Here is a 13,808-nt window from a genome sequence, read left to right as displayed (position 1 = left end):
AGGTGTCAGGTTTTAAACATTGGTTTTAGAACCAATATTAACTTATAGATAAATGTAAAAACTATTCCTGATAAAGAGAAATTTGAATTTTAATAAACAACAGCGACAATTATTTGATTTTAAATTAACACAGGCAATCAAAAGGAGGAACGTCTTCATCCCCCCTTTCGACTTTTTACCACTTTTTTAATCCCAGCAGTTTTTCCCCTAATTCAGAAAGCCTGGCAACCGGGTTCTGTTTTTCTCTTTTCATCGGGTCGCCCGGAAACGCGTAACCTTCCATTGCATCGCGGCTTTGCCAGCTGTTGATGCGCCATTGCACCAGGTCTTCATTCTCTTCCTGGGCGGGCATCATAGCTATGTATTGGGCTATACGCACTTTATTACCGCTGGTATTTGGCCTTATACCATGCGGCTGCAGGCTGTTAAATATCAGCAGGTCGCCGGCTTCCAGTTTAACTTTTACCAGTTTGAACCCCGTGGTATCAGGTTTATAATGGTCCCGGTCTTCCGGCTGGGTCAGCTTCCAGGTATCATAAGTACGGTACAATTCAGGAATACACTGAAAACCGCCCATATTTTCATCGGTTTGGTCCGCCAGCGCCAACACACCCTGCACATTTTGAGGTTTAGTTTCGGGGTCGTAATCCCAGTGGATAAATCCTTTATATTCAAAACCCGGCCGAAGCGGAAAATTCAGGTTTGCCCGGTCAATAGTTACCCAAAGCTTTTCGGTTCCCCAAACATCCGCAAAAGCAGCATGCACTTTTGGGTATTGCCGGTTATCCCACATATACTGGTGGTTATAGATCTCCACCATGCCTGTATTATTTAACTCTTTCATCTGCATTTGGGCATTTGGCTTTTTATACCAGCTCTCTATATCTGCAGGGTCTTTATCTTCATAAGCCCACAGGTAATCTGCCAGTTGCTTAACCTGTTCTTTGGGTATGGCGTTTTTTATAACCACGTAGCCATTGTTTACCCAAAAGGCCCAGTCGGCCTCTGTAAGCAGGCGAAGCGGCTCGCCGTTGCTGCGATCATTTAATTTTAGCTGGCTTGATTTTGCGGTTGAAGGATTTCCCGGAATCTCCTTATGGGCATTCATTGTTTCAACTTTCATAATTATTATTGGTTTAATAGTTCAAAAGTAGCGGGCTGTTAACGGGTGCTTATCCTGTACATTATCCAAAATTTGCTCTGCATTAACATTTTATATAAATTTGATTAACCAATAAGAACAATAGCGCATGAATGAGATCCAATTGGAGAAGGTAGTGTTTGAGCCGGGCCGATCGTTCAAGTTATTTTCTCCGCGCCTGCGTAATACCTTTTTATGGCATTACCACCCCGAATTTGAACTGGTGTATGTAGAAGCTGATGCCGGAATCCGACATGTTGGCACCCACATCTCCACCTATACGCAAAGTGATCTTGTATTTATAGGCGGCAACCTGCCCCACCTAAATTTTGATTACCGGCTGCGGAGCGATTACCACCAGATAGTAATCCAGCTGAAGACCGATTTTATGGGAACGGCGATTGGCCTCGTTCCTGAATTTGCCGTTATTGATCAATTGTTTAAAAGCGCCGAATACGGCATTGCCTTTACGGGTGAAACTAAACTCAAGGCTGCAGAACAACTCAAACAGCTGAACAGCTTAAACCCGCTGGATCAGCTTCTGCAGCTGATGAATATTTTCCATCTGCTGGCCGGTTCAAATGAACGGGTGATTTTAAATGGCGACCTTACCAGCAAAAATTTCATTTTAAAAGATAAGATCAGGATGGGTGCCATTTATGAATATATTGACGCCCAATACCACCGTAAACCCGATGTTAATGTAGTTGCGCAAAAGGTTAACTTAACTACGCCTGCCTTTTGCAGGTATTTTAAAAGGCAAACCAACATGACCTTTACTGAATTTGTTAACCAGTACCGTATTGAAAGGGCGAAAAACCTACTGATGCAAAACCACAACGTAAGTGAAACCTGCTACGCTATCGGCTTTGAAAGCGTTTCTTATTTTAACAAGTTATTTAAAGAGATTGTTGGAGAAAACCCTTCTGATTTCAGGCGCAGCCGGGAAAACAAAACAGGTAAGGATTAACGTTATTCCTATTTGCGAACCATCAATAAGGTTATATTTATTTTACAGTGTACCTGTAAACAGTCCTCCCCAAATTTCCTTTTACGTCTATTCCTTCTATAACAACACGGTAAGTACCCCGGCCATCGGCGTTGTAACAATCAAACGAGGTATTCCCATCTTTACCGGTAACTAACGCGGGGTTCCAGTAAATGGTTGAACGCAGATCTGTTTTGACATTTGTTTGGGCAATATCGTAACGGGGAAAATAAAACATGCGTGCTTTATAGTAACCGGGCGGAGTAATTGGCAGGATCCCAAAGGATGGAATGTCTTTTACGTTGCGTTGATGCCCTATTCTGGTTGTAAAAACCAATACCCCATGAGCCGAACCCATTCCGTAGATACTGGCATTGGCATACTTTAATGCTTCAACTGTTTCCACATCATTGGGGCCCAAACTGTTAAAGTCATACCGGGGATCCATAGCTACCCCATCTACCACAATCAACATTTTTTGCCCCAAAAATAATGCAGAGGTAGCACCCGGAACTCTCACAATATTAATTGACCTGAGAATACCGTTTAGTTTGTCAACCAGATCACCGCCGGTCCTTATGTCGTCCATGTGCACTACCTGGTCTGCGTGGCCCGGGCCACCATATACCGATGACCGATAGGTATCTTTTGCCTTAATTTCTTTAATCTTTACCTCCTGCAGCATTATACCCTTTGGAGTTCCATAGCGGTTGTACTCATTTAACTCCCGCCTGCTATTTTCCATGTAGGCTGAAATTTGCCGGTTAACATCCGTATCATCTTTTTCGGTAGCAGCGGGCGGTGTCGGGATAGCTGCCGGCTTATATAAAAGCCCGGTCTTATTGCCTCCTTTTGCATTTACGGCCTGCAGCACAAAAGTGGTTTTGTCTAAAAACTCCAGGTTACGGAATTTGAAATTACCGTTGCTATCTGTTGTTTCACTTAAAACCGGTCCACCTGATGGTGAGATCAGCGACACAGCCGCATTTGCAAGTGATTTCCCGCCCAGGCTTTGGGCCACACCGGCAATTTCCAGTTTTCTTTCGGGCTGATAGGTTAACTGCGGGTTGCTGCTATTCAGCACCTGCCTCCATTCAAACCTGCGATAGCCATTGGTAAGCATTACCAGGTCAAGCTGTTTTAGCTTTTCGTCGGTAATGTTATTAAAGTAGTAATTAGGCTGCTCCACGCTCCCTTTTAAGTCGGCTGTTAACAGCAGGTTGCTCAGCAGGGTACTTTCATTATTTTCGTCAACCGGAACTTTGCTTTCATCAGTTATTGCAACCGAGAAATGCCCCGCTGCCACCGAGTCGGCGCGGTTTTTAACATTCAGTTTTATGTGTACCTTTTCCCGTGTGGCATATACTTCCTTGTCCGTGGTTACCGCCACACTCAGCTGGTCATAATTTTGCACAAAAAAAAGGCGTTCGCAAAGCGGTTCGTTACCGGGCGAAAATAGGGTTACCGTATTCACACCCGTACGCAGGTGTCTTTTAGCCAGGTCAATCCTCACCACCGCGCTATCCAGCCTGCAGCTAACCCGGGTGGCTGTTCCTCCCGAGTAGATCAGCAACTGGTATTCCTTATCTTTATTTTGCTCATAGCAGGCCTTATTGGCGGTTATCACCACCGAGGCTTTTGCCACAGAATCATTATTAACCGTTAAACTGATCCCCTGTGCTTCGGACCCGGGCAAATCAATGGTGTTTTGTGAGCCATCTGCAAATTGAACGCTGGCCCTATAACTTTTACCCGCTTCAGGCTCAAGGTAAAAATAGCCCATCCCAAAATGCGCAGCCGCAAACACGGCCACCACGTTTCCGGTATTATCGGTAACAGTTCCCTTAACATTTATTCCCTTCCCGTTTTCATTTATCGCCTTAAATGCAATTTTTGAACGAATCCCGGTTACCAGGCTCCCACCCTCCGGGAAAAACTGCACTTCGGGTTTATTACTCGCGCGCATCGGCGGCCTTGTACCGCTCTCGGGCACTTTATCTTTTAGCGGCGAACCAACAGGAACAGCCTGCGTAAAAAACGCCGCTTCGCTTTCATTCCGCATCCAGGTTGTGTAGGCCCTTACCCGGTATTGACCTTTTGGCAGCGAATCGGGCAGTGCAAAATCGCCCCAGCTTACGCCACCGGTGAGCTTCAGCAATAACGACTGATCTATCTTATCCTGTGTATTAATTAAATCAACATGCAGTAAACCACTGATCTGCGACAGCTCATGCCGCTCGCCCATGGTTACATAGGCTTTAAAATAAATGGTATCGCCCGCTGCATAATAAGGCTTATCAAAATGGAGGTAGGCTTGTTCCCTTACATTGCTGCTTAGATAGGCAGCCAGCTTATTTTCAATAGCTACTCCTTCTTTTTCATTAACGGTGGTTTTCACCTGCGCAAATACAGTAAAAGGCATTAAAACAATTAATAATAAATAAGAGTGCAGCCTGGTCATTTACAGATAATTTGCTAATAAGGTTATACAGGTAAAAGTGACGACAGCAAACTGGTGCCGGTTCCCGGTTTATAATTAGTTATACTAAAGGTAACTGTTAATAACAACTAAACCAAGTACATCCATTAAATTTGCGGACTTGAAGAATGTAAAAAAAGAAAACCTGCCCCAAAAAATATGTCCCTGCTGCGGGCGACCTTTTTCATGGAGAAAAAAATGGGAAAAGAACTGGGACGAGGTAAAATATTGCAGTGATGCCTGCCGCAGAAGCAAAAGCAGCAATCAGCCCGGTAACAGTTTTAATTTGATAAAATGATTTCACTAACAAAATACTTTAATCGTCGTTATCCTTGCCTGCCAGCTTAGCAGGGTACGGCTTTTTACCTTTTGCAGCAAACCAAAGGATGCGGTTCATCACATCATCGTTTCCGCCGTCTATATGGTCATACTCCGGCCTTAATGATAGTTTAGCATAATGCAATGCCGGCCCTTTCAGCGCTGCGAGTTTTGGGTTGATGTCGTTTATGGGTACCCGGTTATTCAAAGCGGTGTAAGTTTGTGCCGATGGCTTATCGGTAAAGCAATTGAACATGGGCAGCGCCGTGGCATCCATTATATTCATCGGCGGGATGCCTAATATTTGTTCAATGGAACGTACAAAGCTGGTTTGGTTATAATTTGTGGATACATTCCTTTTTAACACGTTGTAAGGGCTTATGATAAAGCCGGTGGTGCGATAAGCCGATACGTGGTCCCAGCCTGCCTGCGAGTCATCCTCGGTGACAAAAATTACGGTATTTTTCCAAAACCGGCTTTTGCTTACGGCTTCCACTATCCGGCCAAGTGCAAGGTCGTTATCAGCAACCATAGCGTTTGGCGTTGGTAACCCCGGGCGGGTACCTACGGTATGATCTGAAGACAAGGCCATCACCATCAATTGCGGCAACTGGTCGCCGGGTTTGCTTTCATAATCCTTTAACTCGTTAATAAATGCCGACGCGCGCAACTGTTCGGTAATCCGGTGCTCGTCTGATGCCGGAAAGTTTTGCGACAGCATTGGGCGCACCCGCGATATGGTACTGGTATTGGTAAAACTAAATGGCTTACCGGCTTTATAATCATTGTAGATATCCGTCCATGATAATTTATTATCGAAATGCGGTATGCAGGCCTCGCCATAAATCCTAACGGTTTTGCCGTGGTCGGCAGCATTGTTCCAGATAAAGCCGTTGGCGTCATACACCAGCGCATCGTCCTGTACGTGCGGGTAGCTGCGAAACCAGGCGCGCACGCTTTTTTCAACATAATCGGTAACCATAGCGGCATCGGTCCACTGGTGCCCTTCGGCCGAGCATTTGCCCGAAGCATAATAATTATCGAGCAATAAAAAATTCCGCGCCAGGTTATGCTGGTTTGGGGTAATACTATCGCCATAAATACAAAGCGATTTCATGCCGTTACCTTCGGGCATATCGCCCAATACCTGGTCGTAGGTACGGTTTTCTTTGATGATATACAGTACGTGGTTAAATACGGACGGCTCTCCTATGCGTTCAGGCATCGGCCTGGGCGCTATGTTTTTTCGCGGCAACAGTCGGGCAATATCCTCCCTGAAAGTTAAGTTCAGTTTTTTAACACGGTTGGTATATTCCTGTAACCCTTTACCATCCGGGATTTGAATAATGGAAACGGTGGCCTTCTGGTGATGCGAGTTGTAAGTATCCGCATTACCGGCAGCATCTTCCTTTTCTTCATTGCTCAGTTCCCTGCTGCTCACGCGCGCGCCCTCGCCCTCCAGGTTGGTGACAAAAAGCGTATTGCCATCAATTGCTAAACCGCCCGGATAAGCTTCCGTTGGGATAAAACCCTGTACCTCGCTTTTTCCGAAACCCTTTGTCGCTGCCTTTACGCCTAATTTTACAACTGCCACCGCGTTATCTAATCCATTGGCCACGTACAGGGTGGTGCCGGTAGTATTAATTGCGAGGGCATTTGGGGTATCGCCGATAAAGCTTTTTTTGCCGGGCATTAATTTAACGGGAATGGCATCTATAGCTTGCAAACTGCCGGTAGCAATAACCGAAACCAGATCACTGTTTCCATTGGCCACGTACACAAATTCACCATCCGGGCTATTGATAATGGCATTGGGATGCAGCCCTACCGGTATTTCTTTAATCACCCAGCCATCCAGCCCCATCACAGACACCGTTCCTGATGTAGTAGCGCCGGTTTTAGGGTCAATATAGGTGCTGCCATAAGGTACGCCTGCTGTTTCACGGTTTAAGGTATCTTTGGGTTGCGTACCGGCCCAGTTGCTTACAAAAATCTTATCTTTAACTATGGTTATCCCATAGGGTGCCACGCCGGTCTGCTTTGTCCAAACGGTTTTATTGTCGTCCAGGTTTATTTTAACCAATTGGTTATTACCATTTAAAACAACGTATAAATAGTTGGTTCCGTTTTCATTATTTATCGCCACTTCATTTGGCAGGGCTAACGGGGAAGGGCGTTCGGCCTTAAATTCAAAAGTATTTACGATGCTCAGTTTCTCTCCGTTCCAGACAGCCTGGAACACATACGAATGGGAGTTTTGCCCGTTTGACACCGCTCCGCTCCAAAAAATAAAGGTCTTTTGGTTTGACTGCAGGACTTTTAATCCGGAGTAAGTGCTCATTACACCGCTGTACTTTCGGTCGCTCTTATAGGTCCACCTGGCAGTCACTTTCTTTTTTATGGTATCAATAAAAGCAATGCCAAACCTGTCTTCAACCACTATTAAGGAAGATCCGGGGATCAGCTTTACATCCATACTGTGGTTTTCGTCTCCCGGGTCACCAAAAGCAATCACCTTACCGGCAGGGTCTATTACCCGGTTATAGGGCATTAATACCGGCAAAATTTTATTGGTCAGGGTGCTGTCGTCATAAGCACTATGCATATTCAGTTGCTCATTGTCAGCATCGGCCTTATTTTTTTTTGCGGTATGGCAGGCAGTCAGCGCTATTACATTTAACGCGATATAAATATAAGATAACCTTATGTTTTTATACATTGAAAAATAGTTAGAAGGCCAAATTTATGCGTTTTATGTTAACCCATTATTAATTGATATTCCCATATTGGCAGCATTGGCAATTTAGGCAAAAAAGCAGGTAATTCAACCATTGGTTACATTAGCCCTGAGCAATCGCTTTTAAACTTTGCGGGTTGTTTTTTGGCTAACGCCGCCGTGTTTGTTAATTAAGTCCGTTCACTAAAGTGAACCGGCAATAAATTAAGATTGTATTGCTAATTGAAAATTTTCTGTTAATTGCCGTTTGGCTTTAGCCAAAAATTTTGACGGTTGCAGATTTTAAAAGCGATTGCCATGGTACATCAGACATTTTTATTTAAAATAGCAATTAATGTGCTTAATTTTAGCGCCACCAATTAAACCAAATACCATGTCGTTATCATCCCGGATCAGGAATGCTGCTTTTTTATTAATGAGTGCCTGTTTACTATTTGCCTGCGCAACAAATTTAAGGGCGCAAAGTGCCGGGCCGAAATTCAGGGTAATTGCTTTTTATACCGCACAGGAAGATAAGGCGCACATCAGTTTTGTACACGATGCCAACCAGTGGTTCCCCAAAATGGCGGCAAAATATAACTTTGCATACGATTCCACTAAAAACTGGACCAACCTTAACCCTGAATTCCTGTCGCGTTACCAGGTGGTGATTTTTTTGGATACCCGCCCGGAAGACCCGTCGCAAAGGGAAGCATTTGAAAAATACATGAAAGGCGGCGGCGGATGGATGGGTTTTCACTTTGCTGCATTTGCGCTTACCCCTTCCAAATTTAACCAGGATTGGAACTGGTACCACAATGAGTTCCTCGGCTCGGGGCAGTACGTAAGCAATATCTGGCGCCCATCGCCTGCTATATTAGATGTGGACACCAAATTTCCGGCAACCAGGCACCTCCCTAAAACATTTAAAACCTCACCCAACGAATGGTACCGGTGGGAACTTGACCTGCGTAAAAATCCGGATATCAAAATCCTGGCAGCTATTGATTCTGCCAGCTTTCCGCTTGGCACCGGGCCAAAGCAAAGCGAGATCTGGCACAGCGGCTACTACCCCGCCGTATGGACCAACACCAAATACAAAATGGTTTATTTTAACATGGGCCATAACGATATGGACTATGAGCACAAATACGACAATACAGACAAAACACTATCCTATACCTTTGGCAGCCCAATGGAAGCAAAAATGGTACTGGATGCTTTGCTGTGGATGGGTAGTGGTGGTGGTGACTAGAGATTAGAGGTTGGTGATGAGAGATTAGGGATTGGTTAACCCGGGCGATTGGGAACATCGTTAGTATAACTTTAATGGCGTTATAACTATCAGCGACATGGTGAGATGCGGGTTTAGAAAATCTCAAAGTTATTTACCTCCTTATCTCTAATCACTGATCTCTAACCGCTAATCACTAATTATTCAGCCAATAGGTAAACTTAAACACCAGGCCCCTGTTTTTTACGAAGAACGGGCGCGGCAGGTAGTTATCGGTATAAACAATAAAGAAATCTGATGCCGGCCTGTACCGCCATTGAAGACGGGTGTTGATGTTAATATTTTTACCCTGCTCATTGTATTGAAAAAAGCCGGTAAGGAAAAACTTATTGGTCATGGTAACATCAACCCTTGGGCCTACCAGCCAGAACGTTTTTTGTCCCCACGGTTGTGGCAGCTGCAGGTTATTATAAGTTGTGCTCACCTGGATATTTACATAAGGCTGAAAGCGGTAACCAACATCATTCGCCAGACTCAGTTTCTTACCATTGTCATAATACCCGCCATAATCTAAAGTAAAATCATAAGTAAACAAGCTTTGCGGCACCGAAAAGAAAGACAGTTCGGCATTGTTCCAATGGCTTTGCTGGCCCGCCGGCAAAAAATTGTTAGTGTAATTGGTTGGGTCAAATGGCTGCAGCAGCTTAACAAAATCATGTTCAACCAGGGCGGTTAAAACACTTTTATCCCTGAACGTTACCTGGTATGAAAGAAATGCACGGTTATCCGTTGGCTTAAATCCGCCGTCGTAATAATCAGTTAAATTAAAAGTCGGGCCGTGGCTTAATATCACACCCTCTTTCGGAAAAAATAAACGACCGATATAGGGATTAAGCTTTATATACCCCTGGCGCGGCACATAACCTACTCCGGCATTATAGTTGGCGCCAACAACTTCGTACTGGCCACCAATTGTCCAGTACTTATCCGCATATTGAAGGTTGCCTGCCTGGGTAAAATCATGCCCCTGTTTATTGGGACTGAATGATTTTAAAACCAATGCTTTACCGGTAAACAAATTATCAGACGATGCCAGGTTATATTCCAAACCAAAGTTGCTGTTATATTTAGCATCTGTTGGCGTTACCGAGGTGGTTGCCGGGTAATTAAATGATTGCTTATTCACAAAAAGGAAACCAATATTGGAGCGTGCAAACACTTTGCGCTGTAAGGCTATTACTGTGAAATTTTGCGCAGGGGCCCCGGTTTGATCGTTACTGTTGGTTTGCATATCCATAACCCCGATGCGCCAGTTTTGATCAAGCTTACCGCTTAGCCTTGCCCCGCCTATTATGGTTGATGTTAAGCCTATCCGCCGGGAAAAGAACGGCCTGATAGACGCATAACCGAAATTATTGAACTGATCGCCGTTCTCTAAAAAAAACTGGCGGGTCTCCGGGTAAAAAAGTTCGTACCTGCTTAAGTTGGTTACCTGCTTATCGGCATCAACCTGCGAAAAATCAGGGTGCACCGTAAGATCAAGGTTAAGTGCCGATGACACGGCTATTTTCGCATCACCGCCCGCTTCCAAATGCAGTGCCGCATTTTTGTGCCCGGCGTAGTCTTTGGTAACCCCCGTTAATACATAAGGTATGATGGAAATATTAGGACCCGGATCAGGCGGCGGAACATCCCATACCAGCGTGCCGGTGTAAGCAAGCGATGCGGTGGGGAACTGGCGCGGAACAGGTGTCCAGCTTGATTTTTCCGTAGTTTTCAAATCGTTCCTGCTAAAGTTTATTCCCCATTCTGAAATGCCTTTTTTGTACCGGATAGATTTGAATGGTATAGCCGCTTCAAAAACATAGCGGTCGGGATAATTCTTAACGGCCGATACCCATTTATTTGTCCAGTTTAAATCAACCTTACCGCCTTCGTACATGGTTCCGTCCCACTCCGCACCTACCGCATTAGACCCGAATGAATACCCGTTGGTTTGATCGTTATAGGTATCCATAAAGAAAATAAAATTGTCGTTTTTTTGGAAAGCGAAGTCGCGCTTTAACGATTCAACCATGCTTTGGCCGGGCAGCGCTTTATAGCAGGTAGCTAAAATATAAATGTTCTTATCGTCATAAGCCATTCGTACCTCCGTTTTCACTTTGGCAAAACTGGTGTCCATTGGCAGCACCATGTAAAAGTTGTTGGCAACCTCTGCATCTTGCCAGGCTGCCTCGTCCATTACCCCATCAATTTTAACCGCAGATGTTAAATGGCGGATATGGTATTGGAACTTACTATTCTTCTTTTGTGCAAAAATATGCAGGGTAAATAAGCAGCAGATAAGTAAAAATCTATACTTCAAAATTGAGGCGTTTTAATGATAAAATTATTAGAATTATGAAGTTTTTAATCGGTTTATGCCGTTTTAGGCCGTTATTGGTTATTTCTATCTAAATATCACAAATTGAACATTAAAAACTTCGAAAACAAGCACAACAAGCACCATATTGTTAATAAATAACCTCTTGTTGGTATTTTTCAAGCTTAAATCGCATTTTTTTTGTAAAAAAGTGTTAAAAAATTAGTCTGCTAACCCGATAGAATATATATTTGTGTAATTATTATTTTCGATCTAACCAATTAGTTCTTTATGACGAATAATGAGGTCAGTTACTACAAAAAGAGAAAGCGCCAGCTTCCTCTTTTTTGTTTTAAAGCCTTTTTTTATTTAATGGTTTTGCTGGCTAGGCGGCTTAAATTTTAAGCCTGATCCTTCTTTTTTCTAATACACCTGTTACTAGGATAACAACAAAAGCAACAGCAAATGAGCGGATGATACCACCTGTTCCCTCATCCAAAAAATCAGGATAAGTAAAATGCACCAGTGCCATTAACGAAACCAGCAAATAAGGAATCAAATAACAGGTTAACGTGCTTGTGCCGCCTGGTTTAATAATTTTAAACCAACCGGCTTTACCTTTAACATCAACCAAAAATATAATGATCTCAAACACCAATACCCCGATCCCGGTACAGATGAAGATCCAGGCAGGGGTTGAATGAATTTTTGAGATGCCCTGCGTATAAGGCCTTACCAAAAAGCCAAACCCTATTAACGCGACTCCCAATACGGTAAATGAAGGCCAAAGCCATTTATAACTTCCCTTTGCAATTATTTTTGAATAAAGCAACGAGACTATCACACCAAACATCATTAGCGATGCGCAGGAGGCGTCGTTAATAATGGGTATTTTAAAGTCTATCAGCTTTGCGTGTACCGCCAGGTTGGTACCAACCAATACCAGCAACGCTGTCAACAAGCCCATCATGTTGCCTTTTGTAAGCAGATAAATTAATGAACAAACAAGGTATGCCCAGCCGATAAGGCCTAAGATCCCCCACCACGATGGTTCCAGCCAGCGGATGCCGCCGTCCTCGTCAACTCCTTTATATAATACACCCAGTAATATTAATATCACAATACCGGTACCTATTAATGCGTACTTTTTTGTTTTGGCAAGCGTATCAGGGTAATCAAGCCAAATGAGGAAGAAACTGATGGTGAGCAGCAGACCCCAAACAGGAAGGGGCAGCAAGGCTTGTTTGCTGTAGTCTTCCATATTAACATGAAAAAAGCCCATTACAATGAGGGCAAACGACCGTAAGGCTATATAACCCGTGATAGAACCCGCTGAATTCCCTTTTTCAATACGCTTGCCTATTGCCAGTGGGATGGACAACCCGGCGATGAAAAGGAAAAGCGGAAAAATTGTATCGGCAAAATGCATCCCGTCTTCCCATCCTTTAACGTGGTCTATCCATTTGGGCACATGGCTAACCCCGCTAAGGTCGTTAACAAATATCATGAATAACATATTGATAGCCCGCAGCACATCAATAGATAAAAGACGCTTTGAATGAGACATTGTAAAAGGTTAACCGGTTTAAATATAGGAGGTAAAGTTTAATTTTTATGTATCGATATTGTTATGATGATAAAAGACGGGTGCCTTTTAAGCTATCTATTGATTTAAGAAGAAAATCAGGAAAGTTAAAACGATGTTGCTGCAACTGCAGACAAAAGGATGGCAAGAAAAACAGCGGAGAATAAAATGGAAAAAAACGACAAATTCGAGACACGGGGCCCGGACATTTCAACCACGCACTTTCAGGGTACAATTTGCAACCACCTTGTGTTGATTAAACTACACAGAAATGAAATGCCGGTGCCCGCAGATGATAACAGCTGATAATAGTATTTAATAAAATGCAAACTTAAATCAAAGGCAAGCCAGAAAAGGCCGTTTTAGGCCAATACCACTGCAAATTAGAATTGTTTACACAGGTAGTGATAGATAGTAAAAGGCCTCACCATGAAGGGAAGGCCTTTTACTTATATATTTGTTACCAACGGCTTCCGCCGCCGCCACCGCCACGGTTATTGTCTCTTGAGTAGCCACCGCCACCGCCGCTTCCGCCACGGTTACCGCCGCCGCCATAGCCACCACCGCCACCGCGGTTGCCACCATAACCACCGCCGCCGCTTCTGCGATCATTCGGTTTTTTCTCTTCAGCCTGGCTTACCGCAATTGATCTGCCTTTAACATCAGCGCCGTTTAATCCGGTGATCGCTTTTTGAGCGGCCTCATCATCTGGCATTTCTACAAAGCCGAAACCCTTGCTTCTGCCGGTTTCTCTGTCACTAATTAATTTTACGGTGCTTACTTCACCATAGGCTTCGAAAAGCTCTCTTAAATCGGCTTCCTCTAATGAGAAAGGAAGACTTCCTACGAATATGTTCATCAAAATTTAATTTATTACGGGCAAGGCTACTATGCTCACCATCTTTTTATTAACATCAAATATAGTAATAGATATTTTATACTTACTGCAACAATTTACAAATACACGCAAGTTATTTTTAAAAAC

At 43.8% G+C, this 13,808-nt stretch carries 9 protein-coding genes; 3 read left to right on the top strand and 6 right to left on the bottom strand.

Annotated features, from left to right (window positions below; genetic code table 11):
• Window positions 1-175: 175 nt before the first annotated feature.
• A complete protein-coding gene (locus MuYL_RS07940) occupies window positions 176-1,123 on the bottom strand; it encodes a phytanoyl-CoA dioxygenase family protein (RefSeq protein ID WP_094570027.1) in 948 nt (315 codons plus the stop codon).
• Between the two features lie 127 nt (window positions 1,124-1,250).
• Between MuYL_RS07940 and MuYL_RS07935 the strand changes: the two genes are divergently transcribed.
• On the top strand, window positions 1,251-2,111 hold the full coding sequence (locus tag MuYL_RS07935) for a helix-turn-helix domain-containing protein (protein ID WP_094570026.1): 861 nt from the start codon (window positions 1,251-1,253) through the stop codon (window positions 2,109-2,111).
• A gap of 37 nt (window positions 2,112-2,148) precedes the next feature.
• Here MuYL_RS07935 and MuYL_RS07930 read toward each other — a convergent pair whose 3' ends face one another.
• Window positions 2,149-4,551: a TonB-dependent receptor plug domain-containing protein gene (locus MuYL_RS07930; protein WP_157740691.1), complete on the bottom strand. Its 2,403-nt coding sequence runs from the start codon at window positions 4,549-4,551 to the stop codon at window positions 2,149-2,151.
• 178 nt (window positions 4,552-4,729) lie between these two features.
• On the opposite strand from MuYL_RS07930, the gene MuYL_RS23735 reads away from it, so the two are divergent.
• Window positions 4,730-4,906, top strand: a complete 177-nt coding sequence (locus MuYL_RS23735; protein ID WP_094570024.1) for a DUF2256 domain-containing protein — start codon at window positions 4,730-4,732, stop codon at window positions 4,904-4,906.
• 18 nt (window positions 4,907-4,924) lie between these two features.
• Here MuYL_RS23735 and MuYL_RS07920 read toward each other — a convergent pair whose 3' ends face one another.
• On the bottom strand, window positions 4,925-7,645 hold the full coding sequence (locus MuYL_RS07920) for a bifunctional YncE family protein/alkaline phosphatase family protein (RefSeq protein WP_094570023.1): 2,721 nt from the start codon (window positions 7,643-7,645) through the stop codon (window positions 4,925-4,927).
• Window positions 7,646-8,036: 391 nt separating this feature from the next.
• Here MuYL_RS07920 and MuYL_RS07915 point away from each other — a divergent pair, with 391 nt between their 5' ends.
• Complete coding sequence (locus MuYL_RS07915) at window positions 8,037-8,897, top strand: ThuA domain-containing protein (RefSeq protein ID WP_211710255.1); 861 nt, start codon at window positions 8,037-8,039, stop codon at window positions 8,895-8,897.
• Between the two features lie 175 nt (window positions 8,898-9,072).
• On the opposite strand, the gene MuYL_RS07910 is transcribed toward MuYL_RS07915, so the two are convergent.
• From MuYL_RS07910 to MuYL_RS07900, 3 genes are all read right to left on the bottom strand, one after another.
• Window positions 9,073-11,241: a carbohydrate binding family 9 domain-containing protein gene (locus tag MuYL_RS07910; RefSeq protein WP_211710254.1), complete on the bottom strand. Its 2,169-nt coding sequence runs from the start codon at window positions 11,239-11,241 to the stop codon at window positions 9,073-9,075.
• A gap of 391 nt (window positions 11,242-11,632) precedes the next feature.
• On the bottom strand, window positions 11,633-12,805 hold the full coding sequence (locus tag MuYL_RS07905) for a DUF5009 domain-containing protein (protein ID WP_094570022.1): 1,173 nt from the start codon (window positions 12,803-12,805) through the stop codon (window positions 11,633-11,635).
• A 478-nt stretch (window positions 12,806-13,283) separates the two neighbouring features.
• Window positions 13,284-13,682: an RNA recognition motif domain-containing protein gene (locus MuYL_RS07900; protein WP_094570021.1), complete on the bottom strand. Its 399-nt coding sequence runs from the start codon at window positions 13,680-13,682 to the stop codon at window positions 13,284-13,286.
• Window positions 13,683-13,808 lie beyond the last annotated feature (126 nt).

The organism is Mucilaginibacter xinganensis (genome assembly GCF_002257585.1).
Classification (GTDB): Bacteria; Bacteroidota; Bacteroidia; order Sphingobacteriales; family Sphingobacteriaceae; genus Mucilaginibacter; species Mucilaginibacter xinganensis.
The sequence above is the reverse complement of the archived record's forward strand: the minus strand, read 5'-3'. Positions and strand labels throughout refer to the sequence as shown.